We start from the raw sequence: 22,344 nt of genomic DNA, 5'->3' as shown, positions 1-22,344 counted from the left end.
ACACGGTTGGCATGGGCTATGCTGAGCCCTTCTCAGATCATGAGATTCCGACTCATGCATGGAGCGTGTCTATGAAAAAACAACAGGGCTTTACTCTGATCGAGCTGCTGATCGTCGTGGCGATCATCGGCATTCTGGCGACCATCGCCTTGCCGCAATACTCCAAGTACCAGGCACGTTCGAAAGTGACTGCGGGTCTGGCGGAGATCAGTGCACTGAAGGTGCCGTTCGAGGACACCATCAATCAAGGCACTGATCCAACGCTGTTACTGGTGGCCGGTAGCGCTTCAGCGACCACCTCCAACTGCACACTGGCGGCGTCGGGAACCGCCACGACCGGTGCCGGCACTATCACCTGCACACTGGTGAATGCCCCAGGTCCGGTGCTTGGTAAAACCATTACGTTGACCCGTACCGGCGCTGCCACTGGCAACACCTCCGGCGTCTGGAGCTGTGCGTCGACCGTCAACCCGGACTACGCGCCTAAGGGTTGCGCAGGCACCGGTGCCTGATTGAGTCAGCAAGCGTCCTGAGATGCCCCGCCATGCGGGGCATTTTTTGTTTTCGGCCTTCAAAAAAAGCTTGAGGAATTTCAGCGTGTTAGGAACTTTCCGAAAAGCCGCAACTTGCATGTCGATAATTCACATGTCATGCAAATTGCATGATTCCGGAAATTTGTGTAATTCATAACTTATTGATTTATAAAGATTTTATGTCTTTCGAAAAGTTGGCACAGCCTTCGCAATATCTCCGGTAACCCTGCTGACACGACAACCAGCAGACTTTCCAGAAAAACAGGAGTTACTCGTATGAAGAAGTTCGCTATCACTGCCGCTGCTGCTACCGCGCTGACCCTGACCATGGCTTCCGGTGCATTTGCACAATCCACTCAGGCTACCCAGGCTCCAATGACTCTGGCTGCCGGTGAAATGACCAAGGCTAAAGAAGCTACTTCCGATACCTGGATCACTACCAAAGTGAAAAGCGACCTGGTAACCGAGAAGGGCATCCCAGGTACTGACATCAAAGTTGAAACCAACAAAGGCGTTGTGTCCCTGTCCTCCACTGTTGCAGTGACCGAGGCTCAGAAAACCACCGCAGTGGCTATTGCCAAGAAAATCAAAGGCGTCAAAGCAGTCTCCGCTGACGGCCTGAAAGCCGAGTAAGGCATGACTTCTCGCCTGGACCGGGAGAAGGCGCGACAGACGGGCCGAGCAATACGTCTGCCGCAACTTTAGAGTTCATGCGAACGGTCACACGGATGTGACCATTACAGGCCCCGGCACTTGTGTCGGGGCCTGTTCTATTTCAGGGACCACACAAAACATCTGTGGGACAGATGTTGTGCTTCAGTTACCGCGCTTGCTGTTGATCTGCCGCAGGCGATTGCCTTCAAAGCGCAGGTACTGGTACATGCCGTTGCTCGGGCCGTAGGTCCATTCCTCGACCTGAAACTCTTCACGGCGGTTGGCACTGCGCTTGTAGCCAAGGACATCGCGGCTGACCGGTTCGCCACACTTTTGCAGCACTTCACTGGAGCGGTCACCGAGACTGACCAGTTGGCTGCCACAGCGCAGCGTATCGGAGGCGAGGGCAGGGCTGGCAGCGAGCATCAGTGTCAGCGCAACCAGCCACTTATTGTTCATTACTCGGCGTCCAGGTGCATTTGCGTCACGACCCGGCCATCGCTCTCGGCCTCGCCAAGGTTGGCGTCGATGAAGTACACCCGGTCATCGGCCAGTTGCCCCTTGTCGACCAGATAGTCCTTGATGCTGCTGGCGCGTTCCTGACCCAGTTGCCGCAGCAGCACATCGCTGGAACTCCAGAACTTGATCACGCCGTCACGCATTTTCGCCGTGCGTTCTTCCTTGCCCAGATCCTTCCATTCGGCCGGTGGCTGGGTTTTCAGACGGGTGCGGTAGATGCCTTCGAGCAGCGGGCCTTTCTCGTTTTCCGGCACTTGCAGCAGGGACGCCTGAGCCGGCACCTTGTCGCCACGGCGCTGCAGCATCTTGTAGTAGTTGTACTGGTATTCGCGCTCCAGACGCTGTTCGGCAATCAACGGGCCGTCGCTGCTTTGCGCAGCAGTGCCTTCGATTTCCAGACGCAGGGCCGGACGTTCCTTCAGGGCTTGGGACAGTTTGTCGAGGGCCGACTCGGCATCCTTGCTCAGGTCACTCGAGCCTGCTGCGAAGGACACGGTCCCGAGGTCTTCGGATCCGCCACCGTTGATCAGCCCGCCGATCATCTTGAACGGCGCCGCAGCGGCCTTGACGATCAGGTTGCGCAGGGTCTGCCAGACAATCGGCATCACGCTGAACTGCGGGTTGTTCAGGTCACCGGTGACCGGCAGTTCGATGGAAATCTTGCCGTCGACGTCCTTGAGCAGCGCAATCGCCAGTTTCAGTGGCAGGCTCACGGCGTCCGGGCTGTCGACCTTCTCGCCAAGTTGCAGCTGCTCGACTACCACTTTGTTTTCGGCCTTTAGCTGGCCCTTGGTGATCAGATAATGCAGGTCGAGGTTGAGCCGGCCCTTGCGGATGCGGTAACCGGCGAATTTGCCGGAATACGGCGTCAGGGTGGTCAATTCGACCCGTTTGAAACTGGTGGCGATGTCGAGGCTGGCCATCGGGTCGAACGGGTTGACCGCCCCTTTGATCGTCACCGGTGCATAACGGTCGACCTTGCCCTTGATGTCGACGCTGGCCGGTTTCGCCTGACGGCTGTCGATGGTACCAATCTGCCCGTTGAGCTGTTGGATCGCGGTGGCGAAGTTCGGGGTCAGGCTGAAGTCGGCGAAGTTGGCCGAGCCATCGTTGATCGCAATCGCGCCGATGTGAATACCCAGCGGCTTGTCCTTGCTGGCGGGTTTGGCCGCTGCGGTTTTTGCACCGCTGTCGGCGGGCTGCGGGATCAGCAAGTCGTCGATGTTGGTGGTGCGGTCATCGTTGATCATGAACCGCGCGTACGGCTGGAACAGGTTGACCTTGTCGATCGACAGGCTGTCACCGTGCTGGTAGTTCAGGCCTTCGACCACCACTTGTTGCCACTTGAGGAAGTCGCGGGTTTTCAGGGTGTCGAGGGTGTGCAGTTGATCGATCTGCGCCCGCCCGGTCACGCTGAGTGCCAGTGGTTCGGTACTCTTGAGGTTGACCTTCAAGTCACTGCCGAGCATGCCGCTGCGCAGTTCCAGGCGAATGAACGGATTGATGTAGGACTGCGCGACCCGCAGGTCGATGTCCTGGGTTTTCACATTGAGCTGAGCCGTGACCGGGGCGAGGTTGACCACGCCGTCGGCGCTGACCTTGCCTTGTTTGCCCAGGCCGGTGTCGAGCCTGACCTTGAAGGGCGAACCGTTGAGGCTGTCGAAATCCTGCAGATCGATGTTCAGCGGTGTGACATCCAGTGCCACCGCGGGTTTTGCCGAACGGTCGGCCAGATGCACCGTGTAATTGCGCAACTGCACGTCCTTGAGCAGCACTTGCCATGGTTTGCTCGGCGCGGGCGGTGCTTTCGGCGAGTCGGCGGCTGCCGGGGCATTGGCAGGTTCCGCTGCAGCCTTGGCGGCCGGTTTGGACGGCTGGCTGGCGAACAGCTTTTGCCAGTCCAGCTGGCCGTCGGCTTCGAGTGCGGCCCAGGTTTCCAGTTTGTTGCTGCGGATCTTGCCCACCACCACTTGCTGCTTGGCCAGGTCCAGTGAAGTCTCGCTCACGTCCAGGCGTTCGAGTTTTGCCAGAGGGCGTCCGTCCGGAGCCTTGATCGCAAACGGCGCAATGCTCACTGCGATGTTGTTCAGCAGCAGTTCGGTTTCTTTCGACAGATTGAGTTTGTACTCGGTGCTGAGGTTGATCACACCGTCTTCGAGAACCAGTGGCACCGCGTCGCGCACGTAGGGCCAGAAGGCTTTCATCTTGCCATCGGTGATTTTCAGCGTGCCTTCGGAGGTGAACGGGATCAGGCTGAAATTGCCCTTCCAGTCGATCTGGCCACCGGCCGGGCCGATGGCCACCAGCGTCATGTCGGCATTGTCTTCGGGCAGGGTGCTGAGGTTTTTCAGCTCGAAGTCGAGTTTGTCGTAGAGGAACTCGATCGGCTCGCTTGGCCGGGCGTCCTCGAAATGCACATTGCCACCGGCCAGTTGGATGCGGTCGATGCGCAGCGGGAACGGCTTGGCATTCGGGTCGGCCGGGGTCGGCTCGCTCGCGGGGAGTTTGAACAGGCCCAGCAGATTGAGCTGGCCGTCCTTGGCGAAGAGGATTTCGGTTTTCGGCTTGTCCAGTTCGATATCGGCCAGGTGCAGCGCTTTGGTCCACAAGCTATCGATTTGCAGGTTGGCGTACAGCCGCTCGAAACCGACCTGCTCCTTGCCCGGCTCGCCAATCACCAGACCCCACAGGGTGACTTCGAGGCTGAACGGATTGAGTTCGATGCGCTGGATATGCGCAGGCACTGTGGCGTAGTTGGCCAACTGCTGGTTGGCAATGCGCAGGGCGATGCCCGGCAAAATCAGAAACCCCAGCAGGCTGTAAAGGGCCAGAGCAGTCAACAAGGCGCCAATCGCGCGAATCAATCCTTTGGTCATGTGCGGCTTCATCTGTCTGAATCGGAGTGCCTTGGAGTATGGCACGCGATTCTGGTTCCGAAGTACATCGCTTGGTGCAGGATTGTTCAGATTGTTCTGCAGGATCGCAAACCTTGTGGGAGCGGGCTTGCTCGCGAAGGCGGTTTGTCAGTCAACCTCTTTGTTAGCTGATGCACCGCATTCGCGAGCAAGCCCGCTCCCACATTGGACAGTTGTCAGCCGCAGAGGAGGGTTACAGCTGCAGGATCAGGGTTTTCAGTGGCGGCTGTTGGTCCATCGACGGGAAGTCGGCGCCCGGGGTCATCACGCTCCATTCGCGTACGGGGCGCCCGGCCTTCTCGGCGCAGCGCAGTACCTGCTCGCGCCAGTCATCCATGCTGACTTTCGCCAGGTTGTTGCAGCAGATCAGCACGCCATTGTCGGCGGTGGTCAGCAGGGCGGGCTTGAGCAGGCTCTGATAGTCGCGCAGCAGGTCAACGGTGCCAAACGCGCTCTTGGCCCAGGCCGGCGGATCGAGCAGCACCAGATCGTACTGGCGCTGTTCGAGGCGCTGATAACTCGGCAGTTTCTGCCCGCGCCGCTGGCTGATGGGCAGGCCGGCGAGTTGGCGGATGGCCGGGAAATAATCGGACTGGATGAACTGCATCTCGGGCAACTGCGGGTTGAGCAGACCGTTTTCGCGGCCAACCGCCAGGTTGCCTTCGGCGAAGTCCAGATTGCACACCTCACGCGCACCACCGGCGGCGGCACTCAGGCCAACGCCACAGGTGTAGGCGAACAGGTTGAGCACACTTTTGCCCTTGGCGTGCTCCTTGACCCAGCCGCGGGTATTGCGCAGGTCGAGGAACAGCAGCGGATCCTGCCCGGCATGACGCCCACGCACGCGGTAGTTCAGGCCCCATTCGTGGCCGATCAGGTCGGCCAAGGCGGCGTCATCGGCCTTGTAGACGCTGTCTTCGCGATCGATGCGCGAGTTGCCGCGAGAGCGGTCGTTGTAGACCAGCAAGGTTTCCAGGCCCAGCGTTTGATTGACCATGGCGTGCAGTTGCAGCAGGTCTTCACGCTCGAGCGTCTGGTGGAAACTCTGCACCAGCAACTGCGGACCGTAGCGATCGATGGTCAGGCCACCGGCGCCTTCCTGGCTGCCATGGAACAGCCGGTAGCAATCGGTGCCCTGGCTGTGCAGTGCAGCGAGCAGGTCCTGGCGTTGATCGAGGGCGGCGCGCAGCGCCTGATTCAAGGAAGACATGCGGGCGCCTTGCTGGTGAGAATTGGGGCGCGGGAGTTTAGCAGTTTGGCGGGCAACCGAGTTAAGCCCTTCGCGAGCAAGCCCGCTCCCACAAGGGGACTGATTTACACCATGGATTCCCTGTGGGCTTGATCGCGAAGCTTTTCAGGTCAGCAGTCCCATCCGGCGTTTGGCGCGCTGCACCGAACCGTTACGCATCGCCCAGCGCAGCATCGGCGCACTGCGCTTGACGCTGGCGCGGATCAGCTGGCGTTGCAGCGAACTCTGTCGAACATCGAGCATTTCGCTGGCCCAGTCCGGCAGCAGGTCGATGCCGGCCTTCATCATCAGATCACCAAATGGCCGCGCCAGCACACTGGGTGCCGGTGCGTCGAGCAGCAGGCGCAGGACTTCGCGGCTGCGTTCGTCGCACAACAACTGCGGGCGCATGCGTTGCAGATAATCGGCCACCGCTTGCCGTGATTTCGGTACGTCCCGCGCGCCCAGTTGCTCCGCGACCACGGCGATTTCCGTGTAGTAACGATCCTGATCCGCCAGCGACAGCTGTGGATTGCGGTAACGCAAATGCGCAGCGAGGAAGTTACTGACCTCCGCCACATGCACCCAGGTCAGCAGGTCCGGATCGCTGGCCGCATAGGGTCGGCCATCCGGCGCGGTGCCGACCACTTGCAGGTGAATGGTGCGCACCTTTTCGATCAACCATTCGGCGTCGCGACGCGAGCCGAAGGTAGTGCCGGAGACAAACTGGCTGGTGCGGCGCAAGCGTCCGAGCATGTCCTGACGAAAGTTCGAATGGTCCCAGACCCCGGCCAGCGCCAGCGGATGCAGGGCTTGCAGCAACAAGGCGCTGATGCCGCCGATCAGCATGCTGCTGAAGTCGCCATGTACCTGCCAACTGATCGAGTCGGGGCCGAACAGGCCCGGATCGCCTTTGGGGTTTTCCAGATCGAGTTGACCGAGGGACAGACCGGTCAGGCTCATGAGTTGGTTTTCGATACGGCTGCGGATGAATTCCATGACAACTCATTGGGGATGGATGGGCGCGGCCGAGTGACCGCGCCGGAGACATTACTGATTGAGGCGCTTGTCGATCAAACCCTGCACCACGCTCGGGTCGGCCAGGGTCGAGGTGTCGCCCAGGCTGTCGAGTTCGTTGCAGGCGATCTTGCGCAGAATGCGCCGCATGATCTTGCCTGAACGGGTTTTCGGCAAGGCCGGCGCCCATTGGATCAGGTCTGGCTTTGCGAAGCTGCCGATCTCCTTGCTGACGTGGGCCAGCAGTTCTTTCTTCAGCTCATCACTTGGCTCGGCGCCGTTCATGGGCGTGACGAAGGCGTAGATGCCCTGGCCTTTGACGTCGTGCGGATAACCCACCACGGCAGCCTCGGCGATGCTGTCGTGCAGCACCAGCGCGCTTTCCACTTCGGCGGTGCCGATGCGGTGGCCGGAGACGTTGATCACGTCGTCGATGCGCCCGGTGATCCAGTAATCGCCGTCCTCATCGCGGCGTGCGCCGTCGCCGGTGAAGTAGTAACCGGGGTAGGGTTTGAAGTAGGTATCGACCATGCGCTGCGGGTCGCCGTAAACGCTGCGGATCTGTGCCGGCCAGCTGGATTTGATCGCCAGCACGCCGCTGCCGGCGCCTTTGATTTCCTTGCCGTGCTCGTCGAGCAGCACCGGTTGAACGCCGAACATCGGCTGCGTGGCGCAGCCCGGCTTGATCCGTTGCGCGCTGACCAGTGGGCTGAGCATGATGCCGCCGGTTTCGGTCTGCCACCACGTATCGACAATCGGGCAGCGTTGTTCGCCGACCACGTTGAAATACCATTCCCACGCTTCCGGGTTGATCGGCTCACCGACACTGCCGAGCAGTCTGAGGCTTTGCCGCGAAGTTTCCTGCAGCGGCCCGGAGCCTTCACGCATCAACGCGCGCAGGGCCGTCGGTGCGGTGTAGAAAATGTTGACGTGGTGTTTGTCGATCACCTGCCAGAAGCGCGAAGTGCTCGGGTAGCTCGGCACGCCTTCGAAAATCAGTGTGGTCGCACCATTGGCCAGCGGACCATAGACGATGTAGCTGTGCCCCGTGACCCAGCCGACGTCAGCGGTGCACCAGAACACTTCGCCATCGCGGTAGTCGAGCACGTATTTGAAGGTCATCGCCGCTTGCAGCAGGTAGCCGCCGGTGGTGTGCAACACGCCTTTGGGTTTGCCGGTGCTGCCGGAGGTGTAGAGGATGAACAGTGGATCTTCGGCGTCCATCGGCTCCGGTGGGCAGTCATCGCTGACATCTCGCACAGCCTGGTGATACCAGAGGTCGCGACCTTCAACCCAGTCGACCTTGCCTTGCGTGCGCTCGACCACCACCACCGTGCTGACGTCCGGGCAACTCTGCAGGGCCTTGTCGACGTTCTGCTTGAGCGGCACGAATTTGCCGCCGCGCACCCCTTCATCGGCGGTGATCACCGTGCGGCAATCGGCGTCGAGTATGCGGTCGCGCAACGAGTCAGGGGAGAAGCCGCCGAACACCACCGAATGAATCGCGCCGATCCGCGCGCAGGCGAGCATGGCGTAAGCGGCTTCGGGGATCATCGGCATGTAGATGCACACCCGGTCGCCCTTTTTAACACCACGGCTTTTCAGCACGTTGGCCAGGCGACAGACATGATGATGGAGTTTTTTGTAGGTGATCTGCGCCGATTCGGCCGGGTCGTCACCTTCCCACAGAATGGCCGTCTGCTCGCCGCGCTGCGCCAGGTGGCGGTCGATGCAGTTGTAGCTGACGTTGAGTTGCGCTCCGGCAAACCAGGAGGCTTCACCGGTTTTCAGGTCGTAGCGCTGGACGGTCTGCCAGGGTGTGCTCCAGTCGAGAAAGCGTGTGGCTTGCTCGGCCCAGAAGGCGCTGGGGTGTTCAATGGATTCGCGGTACAGGCGTTTGTAATCGTCCTGACTCAACTGGGCAGCCCGGCGGACGGCATCGGCTTTGGGGAACGTGCTGATATCGAACATGACGGTTCCTTATTCTTGTTGTGCGACAAGGATAAAGATGCGCCGAGAGCACCACAGGTTCAAGTCATCCCCAAAACAACTGTGGGAGCGAGCCTGCTCGCGAATGCGCAGTGTCAGTCAACAAAGATGCTGAATGACAAACCGCATTCGCGAGCAGGCTCGCTCCCACAGTGGAGAAGTGTTGCCCGCAGGATCTGTGGGCAACCCAGTCAAATCAACCGCGGTGACGACCGCGGAAGTAGTTGATCAGGCCTTGGGTGGAGGCATCGTCAGCGATGGTTTCATCGCTGCCGACCAGACGGTTGTAAACGCCTTTGCCCAGTTCCTTGCCCAGTTCCACGCCCCACTGGTCAAAGGCGTTGATGCCCCAGACCACGCTCTGTACGAAGACTTTGTGTTCGTACATGGCAACCAGTGCGCCGAGACGACGCGGGCTGATGCGTTCGACCACAATGGTGTTGCTCGGACGGTTGCCCGGGATCACCTTGTGCGGTGCGAGTTTGTGCACCTGTTCTTCGCTCATGCCCTTGTCACGCAGTTCAGCCTCGGCTTCCGGCAGCGTCTTGCCGAGCATCAGCGCCTGGCTCTGCGACAGGCAGTTGGCGTACAGCCACTGATGGTGGTCGGATACCGGGTTGAAGCTGACGATTGGCACGATGAAGTCGGCCGGAATCAGTTGGGTGCCCTGGTGCAGCAACTGGTGGTAGGCGTGCTGACCGTTGCAGCCGACGCCACCCCAGATCACCGGGCCGGTATCGGTCGACACCGAGGTGCCGTCCTGACGCACGCTCTTGCCGTTGGATTCCATGTCCAGCTGTTGCAAGTGCTTGGTGATGTTGCGCAGGTAGTGGTCGTACGGCAGGATCGCGTGGCTTTGCGCGCCCCAGAAGTTGCCGTACCAGACGCCGAGCAGGGCCAGCAGCACCGGCATGTTCTGTTCGAACGGCGCGCTCTGGAAGTGCTGGTCCATGGTGTAGGCACCGGACAGCAGTTCCTTGAAGTTGGACATGCCGATGGCCAGGGCAATCGGCAGGCCAATGGCCGACCACAGCGAGTAACGACCGCCGACCCAGTCCCACATCGGGAAGATGTTTTCTTCACGGATGCCGAACGCTACTGCAGCAGCGTTGTTGCTCGATACCGCGATGAAGTGGCGGTACAGCTCGGCTTCCGAGCCACCCTGAGCCAGGTACCAGGCGCGTGCGGCCTGGGCGTTTTTCAGGGTTTCGAGGGTGTTGAAGGACTTCGACGAAACGATGAACAGCGTGGTCTCGGCGCGCAGCTTTTGCGTCAGTTCATGGAACTCACTGCCGTCGATGTTCGCCAGGTAGTGGCAGCGCACGCCTTTCTGCGCGTAGGACAGCAGCGCTTCGGAGACCAGTTCCGGGCCGAGGAACGAGCCACCGATGCCGATGTTCACCACGTCGGTGATCGGCTTCTCGGTGTAACCGCGCCACAGGCCATCGTGGATGCGGCCAACCAGATCAGTGATCTGGTTCAGCACCTTGTGCACTTCGGGCATCACGTTGACGCCGTTGACCGACAGCTTGTCGCCCACCGGGCGGCGCAGGGCGGTGTGCAGGGCCGGACGGCCTTCGGAAGCGTTGACGATCTCGCCGTCGAACAGTGCTTTGATCGCGCCTTTCAAATCGACTTCATTGGCCAGACTCACCAGCAGATTGCGGGTCTGGGCGTTGATCAGATTCTTCGAATAATCGAGAAACAGTCCGCAGCTGCTGAGCGTGAATTGATTGAAGCGCTGCGGATCGGCGTTGAAGGCTTCGCGCATGCTGAAATCCTGCATGGCTTGGCGGTGATCTTTCAACGCTTGCCAGGCAGGCAGAGCGGTAACGTCGTGAGGAGTGCGGTAGTACGCCATCGCTGCGGTTTTCCTTTTTACTTGAACGGCCTTTTGAACACAGAACAGACCGATACGCCATGTTTGGGCGAGGGTCAAATGCGTCGACACGATTTTTCGACGCAGGGCGAATACAGTAAACCTCGCGCTGCGATCTGTCTTGACTTCTTCTGACCTGTTCCCTGTACTTTTTTAACATCGATACCGGGAACAAGCCGACCAACGGAGGGGGAGTGACGCGTCGAAGCGGCTCAGGCCACCTGAACCGGAATGGCGTTGCTGGTGTGGCTCAGCTCATTGCCAGGGGCCATGTACAGCATGCGCGGCTTGAAATTCAGCAGTTGCTCTTCGCTGTAATGGGCGTATGCGCAAATGATCACCCGGTCGCCGACCTTGGCCTTGTGCGCGGCTGCGCCGTTGACCGAAATCATCCGCGAACCTTCTTCACCACGAATGGCGTAGGTCGTGAAACGCTCGCCGTTGTCGATGTTGTAAATCTGGATCTGCTCGTATTCACGGATACCGGACAAGTCCAGCCACTCGCCATCGATGGCGCAGGAACCTTCGTAATCGAGTACCGCATGGGTGACTTCGGCGCGGTGCAGCTTGGCCTTGAGCATGATGGCGTGCATGAGGGATTTCCCGGGTTGGAATCGAACGGCGGGCAGTGTGCCCGAAGGCTTTGGGGGCGGCAATATGGTCTGTGTGGACACCAGAAACCAATGTGGGAGCGGGCTTGCTCGCGAAGGCGGTGTGTCAGTCAACGTATCTGCTGAATGACACACCGCCTTCGCGAGCAAGCCCGCTCCCACAGGGGGATCGCGGTGTTTTTAAACCGGGGTGTCGAGATTCAGGTGCAGGTTGTCGATCAATCGCGTGGTGCCCAGGAACGCTGCCACCAGAATCACCAGATCGCGGTCTTCAGCCGTCGCCGGACGCAAGCTCAGGGCGTGGCGGATTTCCAGATAATCCGGGCGCAGGCCAGCAGCTTCCAGCTGTTGCACCTGGGCTGCGATCAGCGCCGGGTAATCGCGCTCACCTTGCTTGATCGACTCGGCAATTGTGCTCAGGGTGCGATAGACCACCGGGGCCACGGCACGTTGCTGCTCGCTGAGGAAACCGTTGCGCGACGACAGCGCCAGGCCGTCGGCGGCACGTACGGTCGGCTCACCGATGATCTGGATCGGCATGTTCAGGTCATGCACCAGCGCACGGATGACGGCCAGTTGCTGGAAGTCTTTCTGGCCGAAAATCGCCAGGTCCGGCTGAACCATGTTGAACAGCTTGCTGACCACCGTCGCCACACCCTCGAAGTGCCCCGGACGGCTGGCACCGCACAGGCCTTCGGACAGTTGCGGGACGCTGACTCGGGTCTGCCCGGCCATGCCGTCGGGGTACATCTCTTCAACAGTCGGGGCGAACAGCAAATGGCAGCCGGCCTGCAGCAGCTTTTCCTGATCTGCCGCCAGGGTGCGCGGGTATTTGTCGAGGTCCTCGCCAGCGCCGAACTGCAGCGGGTTGACGAAGATGCTCGCCACCACGAAGTCCACCCGTTGTGTGGCTTTGGTGATCAACGCAATGTGGCCGCTGTGCAGGTTGCCCATGGTCGGCACGAAGCCGATGCGCTTGCCTTCGCTGCGGGCGCGCGCCACGGCGGCACGCAGTTCGCGTACGGTCTTTACGGTGTTCATGCAGAGAATCCGTGTTCGATGCCAGGGAAAGTAACGCCTTTGACTTCGTTGACGTAAGCCTTCAATGCGGACTGGATGCTGTCCTGATCTTGCATGAAGTTCTTGACGAATTTCGGCACGCGGCCAGTGATCGACAGGCCGAGCATGTCGTGCAATACCAATACCTGGCCGTCGGTATCGCTACCGGCGCCAATACCAATGACCGGAATTTTCACGGCCTGGCTGATTTCGGCGGCGAGTTCGCTCGGCACGCATTCGAGCAGCAACATGGAGGCGCCGGCCTGCTCCAGCGAGATTGCGTCGGCACGCATCTGCCGCGCCTGGTTCTCGTTGCGGCCCTGCACCTTATAGCCACCGAGAATGTTCACCGCTTGCGGAGTCAGGCCCATGTGCGCACAGACCGGCACACCGCGCTCGGCCAGCAGGCGGATCGACTCCGCCAGCCACAACTGACCTTCGACCTTGATCATGTGTGCGCCGGCCTGCATCAGCATGGCGCTGTTGGTCATGGTTTGTTCGAGGGTGGCGTTGGCCATGAATGGCAGGTCGGCCAGGATCAGGGCATCGGTGTTGCCGCGTTTGACGCAGGCGGTGTGGTAGGCCATTTCTGCGATGGTGACCGGCAGGGTGCTGTCGTGACCTTGCAGAACCATGCCGAGGGAGTCGCCCACCAGCAGCACTTCGACACCGGCCTCGTTGCAGGCGTGGGCGAAGGTCGCGTCATAGCAGGTCAGCATGGTGATCTTTTCACCTTTCTGCTTGAGGCTCTGGAGCGTGGTCAGGGTGATGGCTGGCATGTAAAAAATCCTCGTTCAGGCGCTCTGGAAACTACTGCGAGTAACGCGCGTGATTCTTCGTCTACTCAGGCGCACGCTCTTTTGTCGTGCTTATAAGGCCTGGATTGCGCCCGTATGTGCCGGGTTGGCGGCAGCGGGACGCCTATAGTCGTGAGGAGACCTCAGGAAGTCAATTGTGTGTTACCGCATTGTTACGAGGAGAGTGTTACCGGCGTTACTGATGCGATTCAGCGGAGCCGCGGGCCTGATTTGGCGATTTTTTGTCCGACAATATTCTGAATGTGGAGCGGCCCCCTGCAGGAGTGAGCCTGCAGGGGGCGGATTTGCGTCAGGCGTCAGCGAGGCGTTCGAGGCCAACGAACGGGCAGGCGGCGAGCAGGTCAGCGAGGGCGCGGCCATCGGCCAGGCGCAGGTCCTCGGGAGCCAGTTCAGCCAGCGGATAGAGCACGAACGCGCGTTCCTGAATCTGATAGTGCGGGACTTTCAGCCTCGGCACATCGATCAGCTGATCACCGAACAGCAGGATATCCAGATCCAGTGTGCGCGGGCCCCAGCGCTCCAGGCGCTCGCGACCCTGATCGTTTTCGATGGCTTGCAGCGCATCGAGCAGGTCCAGCGGCGCGAGGCCGCTGTCGAGGGCCGCGACCGCGTTGGTGTAACGCGGTTGTCCCGGCAGCAGTGAATCGCTCTGATAGAACGCCGAGACTCCGGCGAGGGTGGTCTGCGGCAATTGCCCCAGCGCGTTGAGCGCGCTGCGCAACTGTTCGGCCGGGTCAGCGAGATTGCTGCCCAGGCCGATATAGATGCGTTCCATGCCTTATTCGCCCGATGCGCTCGGAGCCCCGGCGCGTTTGCGCTTGGAGCCGCTGCTGCGGCGACGTTTGCGCGGCGCACCGCTGGCGTCATCACCTTTGCCGCTGAGGTCGCGGATCATGTCGCGCCGTTCGCTGTCGTTGGCATCCTGATAGTCGGTCCACCATTCACCCAGGCCATCGGTCTGCTCGCCGGCACTTTCACGCAACAGCAGGAAATCGTAGCCGGCGCGGAAGCGCGGGTTGTCCAGCAGCAGGTCGGCACGTTTGCCGCTGCGCCGTGGCAGGCGCTCCTGCATGTCCCAGATTTCGCGAATCGGCATGGTGAAACGTTTCGGAATCGCGATGCGCTGGCATTGTTCGGCGATCAACTCGTGGGCGCCTTCCTGCATCGCCGGAATCGGCGGCATGCCGCGCTCTTGCAGACGCAACACACGGGCCGGCAGGGCAGGCCACAGCAGTGCGGCAAACAGGAACGCCGGGGTTACCGGTTTGTTCTGCTTGATCCGCAGGTCGGTGTTGGTCAGCGCTTCGCTGATCAATGTGTGGGTGTATTCCGGGTTGTGTTCCAGCGCATCGGCACTGGCCGGGAACAGCGGGGCGAACAGTTGCAGATCGACCAGCATCTCGAAGGTGATCGCGCCGTGGCCGGAGAGGAACAGCTTGAGTACTTCTTCGAACAGACGGGCCGACGGGATCTCGCGCAGCATCGGCGCCAGTTCGCGGATCGGCTGCACGGTGTGCTTCTCGATGCCGAAATTGAGCTTGGCGGCGAAACGCACGGCACGCAGCATCCGTACCGGGTCTTCCTGGTAACGCTGCTTCGGATCGCCAATCAGGCGGATCAGGTGATTGCGGATGTCGTGTACGCCGTTGGCGTAGTCGAGAATGCGCTCACTGACCGGATCGTAATACAGGGCGTTGATGGTGAAGTCGCGGCGTTGCGCGTCTTCTTCCAGCGTGCCGTAGACGTTGTCGCGCAGAATCCGTCCGCTCTCGTTGCGTGAAGACTGGTTGCTGTCTTCGTCGTCTTCGTTTTGCGGATGATTGGCGCGGAAGGTCGCGACCTCGATGATTTCGCGACCAAAATGGATGTGCACCAGTTTGAAGCGGCGACCGATGATCCGCGCATTGCGGAATTCGGCCCGGACTTGCTCGGGGGTGGCACTGGTGGCGACGTCGAAATCCTTGGGCGTGATGCCCAGGAGCATGTCTCGCACGCAACCGCCGACCAGATAAGCCTGGTAACCGGCACCTTGCAGGCGTTCGACGATATTCACCGCGTAGCGGCTGAATTGCGTTTTCTGCAGCGAATGTTGACCGCTGTTGAGCACTTCAGGGGTGCTGCGGATGTGTTGCGTACGACGCACGGGAGTTCGGAATGACTGGAACAGCTTCTTCAGCATGGGATGCACTGTTTGAAGGAATGTTCGGCCATACCAAAGAATGACCGCATGATGGGCGCAGATTCTAGCATTTAGTCGGGGGATGGTGTAGGACACAGCCGTTTTACGCTGGAAGCCGCAGGCTACAGGCTTCGAACTCGATAAACGCGGGGGATTTTGCCGGTAGGGAGAAACTACAAGGGGAGCCGAAGCTCCCCAAGAAGTAGTTGCGTGCTCTTTTTATTATTGATTCGGGCTTCTTGTTTTTGTTGAGTGCCCTCGCCACGAAGCTTTTCCTTCGTGACCCTCCCAATCGGGAGCCAAGAGCAAACGGATTGCTTTGGTCGCTGAATTGCAGTGATCTTTCGATCCAACCAGTACAGGCTCTGTCTTAGGACAGTTTTTGTTGTTCTCGGCCTGGTCGTGGGGCTAGCCCCAAATACAACGCCTCTCCAAAAGAATCAGTTAGCTGCGCCTCTCGCCGTCTTGTTTTTATTGTGCGTGAGTCGATTCGTCTTATTTTTATTGTCTTGTGCATTGCTTGTTATTGTTCTTGTACCAAACATATAGCAGGTGCCGTGCCAACTTTTGTGAAGCCCAATAAAACAAGGGGTTAGGTCGGTATAACCGTTTTCCAGGGACGAAAAAAAGCCGGGGTTTCGTTACCGATAACCCCGGCTTTTGTTACGTGAAAGGACTGAGGTAACAGTTTTTTCACATCTTCAAGCGTTACCCGCACACTCGACAGGTAACGTTCAGCTCTCGCTGGTGACTCCGGTCTTGCGCCGCGGAATGCCCAGCCGCTGCCGGCGTTCCCACAGGCATTTACGGCTGACGCCCAGTTTGCGCGCCAGTTCGGTCTCGGTCATGTGGTCCTGGTGCTCAAGGACGAAATGCTGGAAGTAATCCTCCAGCGACAGGTCTTCGGTCGGCTCATGGCTGCTGTTGCTGGTGTTACCTGCGGTTTGCGCCGGCAAGCCGATGAACTCGTCGTCTTCCAGGTCGCTCAGCTCAATATCGATGCCCAGCAGGTCGGCGGAGATTTCCGGGCTTTCGCTCAGGATCACCGCGCGCTCGACCGCGTTTTCCAGCTCGCGCACGTTACCCGGCCAGGAATAGTGCCGGATGGCCTGTTCGGCATCGGCGGCAAATTTCAGGTCGGTACGGTTGATGCGCGCACTCTGTCGGGCGAGGAATGCATTGGCGATTTCGTTGACGTCGGTGCCACGCTCGCGCAGGGCCGGCAGTTTCAGGGCGATCACGTGCAGACGGTAATAAAGGTCTTCACGGAACTGGCCGATTTTCGCCAGACTCTTGAGGTCGCGGTGGGTCGCGGCGATCAAGCGCACATCGACCTTTTGCGACTGCACCGAGCCCACGCGGCGAATTTCGCCTTCCTGCAACACCCGCAGCAGGCGCGCCTGAGCTTCCAGCGGCAGTTCGCCGATCTCGTCGAGGAACAGCGTGCCGCCGTCCGCCGCTTCCACCAGACCGGCACGACCGGCGCTGGCGCCCGTGAACGCGCCTTTTTCGTGGCCGAACAGTTCGGACTCGATCAGGCTTTCCGGGATGGCCGCGCAGTTCACCGAAATCATCGGTGCCTTGGCGCGCTTGGACAGGTTGTGCAGGGCGCGGGCGACCAGCTCTTTACCGGTGCCGGATTCACCCTGGATCAGGACATTGGAGTCGGTGGGCGCGACTTTGCGGATCTTGCTGTACAGATCCTGCATCGGTGGGCACGAGCCAATGATGCCAATCTCGCCGTTGCTGTTGTCGACAGACGATTTGCCGCTGCCATTGGTCGATTTGCCGGCAACCACTTCGCCGGCGGCAGGCGCCGACTGGTGATCACGCAGGATCCGTGCGACGGCCTGAAGCATTTCATCGTGATCGAAAGGCTTGGCGATGTAATCCACCGCGCCCATCTTCATCGAGTCGACCGCCGAACGCAGGCTGGCGTAACTGGTCATGATCAGCACCGGCTTGCCCTGGCCAAGCTTGATCAGCTCGGTACCGGGGGCGCCAGGCAGGCGCAGGTCGCTGACGATCAGATCGAATGTGGGAATACTGAAGCGTTCTTGTGCTTCCTGCACTGAACCGGCTTCGCTGACCTGGTACTGGTTGCGTTCCAGCAGGCGGCGCAAGGCGGAGCGGATAATGGTTTCGTCTTCGACGATCAAAATGTGCGGCATTGATTCGATACTCTCGACGGTCTCAGTTCACAGCGGACGTCGCTTCGACATGGCGCGGTAAGGTCACCCGGATACGGGTGCCGCGCTGGCTTTGTACATCAGCCGGGCTGTCGATGGTGATTTGTCCATAATGCTCTTCAACGATGGAATAGACCAGTGCAAGGCCCAGACCGGTGCCTTCGCCAGGATCCTTGGTGGTGAAGAAAGGTTCGAACAATCGGTCCATGATGTTCTGCGGAATACCACTGCCTTCGTCCTCCACGATCAGATCGACCGTGTGTTCGCCGGCTTCACTCTTGACCCGCACCGCACTGCCCGCAGGCGATGCGTCACGGGCGTTGGAAAGCAGGTTGATCAGTACCTGGGCGAGCCGCTGCGGATCTCCTTCGACCCAGTGATCCGGATCGCACAGGTTATAGAACTGCACTTCGAAGTTGCGTCGGTTCAGGGCCAGCAAGCCAATCGCATCCTGCGCGACCTCGGCCAGACAGACGGGCTCGTCGCTGTGCTGATGACTGCCGGCATGGGCGAAGCTCATCAACGACTGCACGATGCGTGACACCCGCTTGGTCTGTTCGAGGATCTGTCCGCTGATTTCCGTGAGCTCGCCGTCTTCTTCGCGCTCTTCGCGCAGGTTCTGCGCCAGACAGGCGATACCGGTGATCGGGTTGCCGATTTCATGGGCCACGCCGGCTGCCAGGCGACCGATGCTGGCCAGGCGCTCGGAGTGCACCAGTTTGTCTTCGAGCATCTGGGTTTCGGTCAAATCTTCCACCAACAGCACCAGGCCGCTGTTGCCCGGTGCCAACGGTTCGTCGATCGCCGCTTTGTGCAGGTTCAGCCAACGGGTCTGGCCGTCGAGTGCCAGGTGCTGTTTGTGCAGGTGTTCGTCGGGCAGGTTGATGAAACCTTGCAGCAGTTGCTTCCACGGATCGGCGATGGTGCTCAGTCGCGAACCGACCACCCGCTGCGCGGCGATCCCGGTGAGTTCTTCCATCGCCTTGTTCCACATCAGGATCTCTTGATCCTTGGCCAGCGAGCAGACGCCCATCGGTAGCTCTTGCAGGGTCTGGCGGTGGTAGCGACGCAATGCGTCGAGTTCGGCGGCCAGCCCGGTGAGGCGTGAGTGGTAATCCTCAAGGCGGCTTTCGATGAAGTGGATGTCTTCAGTGACGTAGTTTTCGCCGCCGGCCTTGTACGGCAGGAAGGTTTCGACCATGTCCTGGGCCACGCTCGGACCCATCAGGCCGGAGAGGTTGGCTTCGATGCGGTCGCGCAGTCGGCGCAACGCATAGGGGCGGCGTTCGTCGAACGGCAGATAGAGATCGCGCAGGGCCTGCTCGACTTCCTTCTGTGCGGCCTTGGCGCCCAGGGGTTTGGCCAGTTGTGTGGCGAATTCCTGGGGGGAGGCGGCGTGCAGCTCGCGGCGTTGCGGACGACGCACGTTATCCACCGCGCAGGCTTCGGCGGCGCTGGCTTCTTCGGGGCTGGCGTTGGTGAACAGCGAGATCAGGGTGAACATCAATACGTTGGCCGCCAGCGAGGCGATGGCCGCCATGTGCCAACTGGTGTCGTCCAGCACGTAAATCATGTTCAGCAAGGGGATGTAGAAACCCTGCAGATTGCCGACCAGCGGCAGCAGCATGGTCACCACCCACACCAGAATCCCCGCCAGCAGACCGGCGATAAAGCCGCGACGGTTAGCGGTCGGCCAGTACAGCACCGAGAGTACGCCGGGCAGGAATTGCAGGGTGGCGACGAACGCGACGATGCCGAGGTTGGCCAGGTCTTGTCCGGCACCGAGCATCAGATAGAAGCCGAAGCCGGCCATGATGATCGCGACGATCAAGGCCCGGCGGGTCCACTTCAGCCAGCGATAGATGTTGCCTTCGGCGGGTGGCTGGTAGAGCGGCAGCACCAGGTGGTTCAGCGCCATGCCCGACAGCGCCAGGGTGGTGACGATGATCAGGCCACTGGCGGCCGACAGTCCGCCGACGTAGGCCAGCAACGCCAGCGGCTTGCTGTTGGCGGCGATGCCGATGCCGAGGGTGAAGTATTCCGGGTCGGTGGTGGCACCGAGCTTCAGGCCGGCCCAGAGAATCAGCGGCACCGCCAGGCTCATCAACAGCAGGAACAGCGGCAGGCCCCAGCTGGCGCTGACCAGCGAGCGCGGATTGAGGTTTTCGGTGAAGGTCATGTGATACATGTGCGGCATCACGATCGCCGAGGCGAAGAACACCAGCAACAGCGTGCGCCAAGGGCCTTCCTGCAGTGGCGTGTGCAGGGCGGCGAGGGCGGTCTGGTTCTGCAGCAGCCACAACTCGAGTTGTTGTGGACCGTCGAACACGCCATACAGCGCATAGAGGCCGACGCCGCCGAGGGCGATCAACTTGATCACCGACTCGAAAGCGATCGCGAACACCAGCCCTTCGTGTTTCTCGCGTGTGGCGATATGCCGGGAGCCGAAGAAGATCGTGAACAGAATGATCAGCGCACAGAATGCCAGGGCGACGCGGCTCTGGATCGGCTCGCCGGTGAGAATGCCAATGGAGTCGGCCACCGCCTGAATCTGCAACGCCAGCAGCGGCAGCACGCCGATCAGCATGAAGATCGTGGTCAGTGCGCCGGCCCAGGTGCTGCGAAAACGGAACGCAAACAGGTCTGCCAGCGACGACAGTTGATAGGTGCGGGTGATTTTCAGGATCGGATAGAGCAACACCGGCGCCAGCAGAAACGCGCCGGAGACCCCGAGATAGCTCGACAGAAAGCCGTAGCCGTACTGATAGGCCAGGCCGACCGTGCCATAAAACGCCCACGCACTGGCGTAAACCCCCAGCGACAGGGTGTAGGTCAGCGGGTGGCGAATGATCGCCCGCGGGATCATGCCCCGTTCACTGATCCAGGCAACTCCGAACAGCACCGCCAGGTATGCGGCGCTGATCAGGATCATCTGGGTCAGGCTAAAGCTCATCGGCATCTTTTTGGCTCTGCAGGATGAAGGTCACGACAATCAGGATCAACCAGAGCAGATACGGCCGATACCAGGCGCCCGTGGCGTCGATCCACCAATCCATGATGGCTGGAGAAAACAGATAGATTCCCACGACCAGAAGCAGGACCAAGCGATAGATGTACATCCCGGCCTCTCTTTTTTATGCGCGTGCCCGAAAACGTGCGGCGATGGTAACGGATGGGCGCGCCACTGCAAGTACCGTCATTGCAGTTGCGCTTCGGGCAGGGTCAGTGTGCGCGGGATCCGGGTCGCATCCCAGTGGTTTGCGCCCCATTTCAGCAGCTCCTGCGGGGTGGCGTGAGCCAACTCGGGGCCGGGGTTCTGCCCCAGCGCGCGCAATGCCCGCAGCAGCAAAGGGGTGGCTTGATCGGCCTCCAGTGGCGGCGAGCGGTAGGATTTGCCGAGCTTGTTGCCGTCCGGTTGCGTGATCAATGGCAGGTGCAGGTAGCGTGGCTGACGAAAACCCAGCAGTTCTTGCAGGTAGAGCTGGCGCGGGGTGGAGTCGAGCAGATCGGCGCCGCGCACGATGTCGGTGATGCCTTGCCAGGCGTCATCCAGCGCGACTGCCAGTTGATAGGCGTACAAGCCATCGCGGCGGCGAATCACGAAATCGCCGACTTCGCGCCCCAGATGCTGGCGAAACTCGCCCTGCACCCGGTCGATGAAGTGATATTCCAGTTCCGGCACGCGCAGGCGGATCGCCGCGTCTTGCTGCTCATGCCCGGCATTGCGGCACAGCCCCGGATAAATGCCGTGATACGGCTCCAGTTGTTTGCGCGAACAGGTGCAGGCGTAGGCAAGGCCATGGTTGAACAGGCTGTTGAGGATTTGCGCGTAGGCCTCGTGCCGGTCACTCTGGCGCACCATTTCGCCGTCCCATTCGAAACCGTAGCTTTCCAGCGCCTTGAGAATCGCTGCCTGCGCGCCGGGCTCTTCCCGGGGCGGATCCAGATCTTCCATGCGCACCAGCCAGCGCCCGCCCACTGCGCGTGCGTCGAGGTAAGAGGCGAGGGCGGCGACCAGCGAGCCGAAGTGCAGATGGCCACTGGGTGTCGGGGCGAAGCGGCCAATGTAGGCGGGGGAGGTTTTGGCAGTCATGAGGACAATATAATTTTCAGGGTTCGCGCACATTACCCCCTGTGGGAGCGGGCTTGCTCGCGAATGCGTCGGATCAGACACGTTTATGTTGAATGACACATTGCATTCGGGAGCAAGCCCCCTTCCACAAAGGCAAAAGGCAGAAACAAAAACGGAGCGTTCGCACGCTCCGTTTTTCGTTCAAGTCGAGATTACTTGCCGACCTGCTTTTCCTTGATTTCCGCCAGGGTCTTGCAGTCGATGCACAGATCCGCGGTAGGACGGGCTTCGAGACGCTTGACGCCGATCTCGATGCCGCAGGACTCGCACCAGCCGTATTCTTCGTCCTGAATCAGTTCGAGGGTCTTGTCGATCTTCTTGATCAACTTGCGCTCGCGGTCGCGGGCGCGCAGCTCGAGGGCGAATTCTTCTTCCTGGCTGGCACGGTCGGCCGGGTCAGGGAAGTTGGCTGCTTCGTCTTTCATGTGATCAACAGTGCGATCGACTTCCTGCATCAAGTCCTGTTTCCACTTGTTCAGGATCTTGGTGAAGTGCGCGCGCATCGGGGCGCCCATGTACTCTTCGCCGGCCTTCGGAACGTAAGGTTCGAAGCCGCTGATCGTCGCTTGCTGCTGTTGCTTTGCTTGGGTGGGCATGAAATGGACCGCCTCTACTCTTGTAA

18 protein-coding genes are annotated in these 22,344 nt (G+C 60.3%); 2 read left to right on the top strand and 16 right to left on the bottom strand.

Going from position 1 to position 22,344, the window contains the following annotated elements; genetic code table 11:
• The first annotated feature begins 71 nt into the window (after positions 1-71).
• Both AC1UK9_RS24005 and AC1UK9_RS24000 read left to right on the top strand, forming a co-directional pair.
• Positions 72-512: a pilin gene (locus AC1UK9_RS24005; protein WP_473013616.1), complete on the top strand. Its 441-nt coding sequence runs from the start codon at positions 72-74 to the stop codon at positions 510-512.
• Between the two features lie 297 nt (positions 513-809).
• Positions 810-1,166 carry a BON domain-containing protein gene (locus tag AC1UK9_RS24000; RefSeq protein WP_025108814.1) on the top strand — a complete coding sequence of 119 codons (357 nt, stop codon included), beginning with the start codon at positions 810-812 and terminating at the stop codon, positions 1,164-1,166.
• 183 nt (positions 1,167-1,349) lie between these two features.
• Here AC1UK9_RS24000 and AC1UK9_RS23995 read toward each other — a convergent pair whose 3' ends face one another.
• The 16 genes from AC1UK9_RS23995 to dksA form a co-directional block, all read right to left on the bottom strand.
• Positions 1,350-1,646: a DUF2845 domain-containing protein gene (locus AC1UK9_RS23995; protein WP_025108815.1), complete on the bottom strand. Its 297-nt coding sequence runs from the start codon at positions 1,644-1,646 to the stop codon at positions 1,350-1,352.
• Positions 1,646-4,594 (bottom strand): DUF748 domain-containing protein, encoded by a 2,949-nt coding sequence (locus AC1UK9_RS23990; protein ID WP_473013615.1) that lies wholly within the window; start codon positions 4,592-4,594, stop codon positions 1,646-1,648. The genes AC1UK9_RS23995 and AC1UK9_RS23990 overlap by 1 nt, the downstream gene beginning before the upstream one ends.
• 220 nt (positions 4,595-4,814) lie before the next feature.
• Positions 4,815-5,831, bottom strand: coding sequence for a class I SAM-dependent rRNA methyltransferase (locus tag AC1UK9_RS23985; protein WP_482578635.1), 1,017 nt, complete (start codon positions 5,829-5,831; stop codon positions 4,815-4,817).
• Positions 5,832-5,975: 144 nt separating this feature from the next.
• Positions 5,976-6,848 carry an oxygenase MpaB family protein gene (locus tag AC1UK9_RS23980; RefSeq protein WP_025108818.1) on the bottom strand — a complete coding sequence of 291 codons (873 nt, stop codon included), beginning with the start codon at positions 6,846-6,848 and terminating at the stop codon, positions 5,976-5,978.
• Between the two features lie 51 nt (positions 6,849-6,899).
• Complete coding sequence (gene acs, locus AC1UK9_RS23975) at positions 6,900-8,837, bottom strand: acetate--CoA ligase (protein ID WP_482578634.1); 1,938 nt, start codon at positions 8,835-8,837, stop codon at positions 6,900-6,902.
• Between the two features lie 214 nt (positions 8,838-9,051).
• Complete coding sequence (gene pgi / locus AC1UK9_RS23970; protein WP_025108820.1) at positions 9,052-10,716, bottom strand: glucose-6-phosphate isomerase; 1,665 nt, start codon at positions 10,714-10,716, stop codon at positions 9,052-9,054.
• A gap of 230 nt (positions 10,717-10,946) precedes the next feature.
• Positions 10,947-11,327: an aspartate 1-decarboxylase gene (gene panD / locus AC1UK9_RS23965; RefSeq protein WP_025108821.1), complete on the bottom strand. Its 381-nt coding sequence runs from the start codon at positions 11,325-11,327 to the stop codon at positions 10,947-10,949.
• Between the two features lie 198 nt (positions 11,328-11,525).
• Positions 11,526-12,386 carry a pantoate--beta-alanine ligase gene (gene panC / locus AC1UK9_RS23960; protein WP_473013612.1) on the bottom strand — a complete coding sequence of 287 codons (861 nt, stop codon included), beginning with the start codon at positions 12,384-12,386 and terminating at the stop codon, positions 11,526-11,528.
• Positions 12,383-13,183, bottom strand: coding sequence for a 3-methyl-2-oxobutanoate hydroxymethyltransferase (gene panB, locus AC1UK9_RS23955; protein ID WP_025108823.1), 801 nt, complete (start codon positions 13,181-13,183; stop codon positions 12,383-12,385). The genes panC and panB overlap by 4 nt, the downstream gene beginning before the upstream one ends.
• Before the next feature lie 328 nt (positions 13,184-13,511).
• Positions 13,512-13,997, bottom strand: coding sequence for a 2-amino-4-hydroxy-6-hydroxymethyldihydropteridine diphosphokinase (gene folK / locus AC1UK9_RS23950; protein ID WP_473013611.1), 486 nt, complete (start codon positions 13,995-13,997; stop codon positions 13,512-13,514).
• A gap of 3 nt (positions 13,998-14,000) precedes the next feature.
• On the bottom strand, positions 14,001-15,401 hold the full coding sequence (locus AC1UK9_RS23945) for a polynucleotide adenylyltransferase PcnB (RefSeq protein ID WP_025108825.1): 1,401 nt from the start codon (positions 15,399-15,401) through the stop codon (positions 14,001-14,003).
• 734 nt (positions 15,402-16,135) lie between these two features.
• On the bottom strand, positions 16,136-17,572 hold the full coding sequence (locus tag AC1UK9_RS23940; protein WP_025108826.1) for a sigma-54-dependent transcriptional regulator: 1,437 nt from the start codon (positions 17,570-17,572) through the stop codon (positions 16,136-16,138).
• A 22-nt stretch (positions 17,573-17,594) separates the two neighbouring features.
• Complete coding sequence (locus AC1UK9_RS23935) at positions 17,595-20,549, bottom strand: sensor histidine kinase (protein WP_025108827.1); 2,955 nt, start codon at positions 20,547-20,549, stop codon at positions 17,595-17,597.
• On the bottom strand, positions 20,533-20,709 hold the full coding sequence (locus AC1UK9_RS23930; protein ID WP_003176118.1) for a hypothetical protein: 177 nt from the start codon (positions 20,707-20,709) through the stop codon (positions 20,533-20,535). Before AC1UK9_RS23930 ends, AC1UK9_RS23935 begins: the two co-directional genes overlap by 17 nt.
• Positions 20,710-20,786: 77 nt before the next feature.
• Positions 20,787-21,683 (bottom strand): tRNA glutamyl-Q(34) synthetase GluQRS, encoded by an 897-nt coding sequence (gene gluQRS, locus AC1UK9_RS23925; RefSeq protein ID WP_482578633.1) that lies wholly within the window; start codon positions 21,681-21,683, stop codon positions 20,787-20,789.
• Between the two features lie 191 nt (positions 21,684-21,874).
• Positions 21,875-22,318: an RNA polymerase-binding protein DksA gene (dksA, locus tag AC1UK9_RS23920; RefSeq protein WP_003228250.1), complete on the bottom strand. Its 444-nt coding sequence runs from the start codon at positions 22,316-22,318 to the stop codon at positions 21,875-21,877.
• Positions 22,319-22,344: the final 26 nt, after the last annotated feature.

The sequence above is a fragment of the Pseudomonas sp. AK-TSAG1-1 genome (genome assembly GCF_056821665.1).
Note: the sequence above shows the minus strand (reverse complement) of the source record. Positions and strands in the feature narration are given on the sequence as shown.

Coding starts and splice junctions, on each gene's coding strand:
- AC1UK9_RS23990 (WP_473013615.1), bottom strand. CDS start 4,594: ATGAAGCCGCACATGACCAAAGGATTGATTCGCGCGATTGGCGCCTTG.
- AC1UK9_RS23930 (WP_003176118.1), bottom strand. CDS start 20,709: ATGTACATCTATCGCTTGGTCCTGCTTCTGGTCGTGGGAATCTATCTG.
- AC1UK9_RS23995 (WP_025108815.1), bottom strand. CDS start 1,646: ATGAACAATAAGTGGCTGGTTGCGCTGACACTGATGCTCGCTGCCAGC.
- AC1UK9_RS23935 (WP_025108827.1), bottom strand. CDS start 20,549: ATGCCGATGAGCTTTAGCCTGACCCAGATGATCCTGATCAGCGCCGCA.
- gluQRS (WP_482578633.1), bottom strand. CDS start 21,683: ATGACTGCCAAAACCTCCCCCGCCTACATTGGCCGCTTCGCCCCGACA.
- folK (WP_473013611.1), bottom strand. CDS start 13,997: ATGGAACGCATCTATATCGGCCTGGGCAGCAATCTCGCTGACCCGGCC.
- pgi (WP_025108820.1), bottom strand. CDS start 10,716: ATGGCGTACTACCGCACTCCTCACGACGTTACCGCTCTGCCTGCCTGG.
- AC1UK9_RS23980 (WP_025108818.1), bottom strand. CDS start 6,848: ATGGAATTCATCCGCAGCCGTATCGAAAACCAACTCATGAGCCTGACC.
- acs (WP_482578634.1), bottom strand. CDS start 8,837: ATGTTCGATATCAGCACGTTCCCCAAAGCCGATGCCGTCCGCCGGGCT.
- AC1UK9_RS23940 (WP_025108826.1), bottom strand. CDS start 17,572: ATGCCGCACATTTTGATCGTCGAAGACGAAACCATTATCCGCTCCGCC.
- AC1UK9_RS23985 (WP_482578635.1), bottom strand. CDS start 5,831: ATGTCTTCCTTGAATCAGGCGCTGCGCGCCGCCCTCGATCAACGCCAG.
- panD (WP_025108821.1), bottom strand. CDS start 11,327: ATGCACGCCATCATGCTCAAGGCCAAGCTGCACCGCGCCGAAGTCACC.
- AC1UK9_RS24000 (WP_025108814.1), top strand. CDS start 810: ATGAAGAAGTTCGCTATCACTGCCGCTGCTGCTACCGCGCTGACCCTG.
- panC (WP_473013612.1), bottom strand. CDS start 12,386: ATGAACACCGTAAAGACCGTACGCGAACTGCGTGCCGCCGTGGCGCGC.
- AC1UK9_RS23945 (WP_025108825.1), bottom strand. CDS start 15,401: ATGCTGAAGAAGCTGTTCCAGTCATTCCGAACTCCCGTGCGTCGTACG.
- panB (WP_025108823.1), bottom strand. CDS start 13,183: ATGCCAGCCATCACCCTGACCACGCTCCAGAGCCTCAAGCAGAAAGGT.
- dksA (WP_003228250.1), bottom strand. CDS start 22,318: ATGCCCACCCAAGCAAAGCAACAGCAGCAAGCGACGATCAGCGGCTTC.
- AC1UK9_RS24005 (WP_473013616.1), top strand. CDS start 72: ATGAAAAAACAACAGGGCTTTACTCTGATCGAGCTGCTGATCGTCGTG.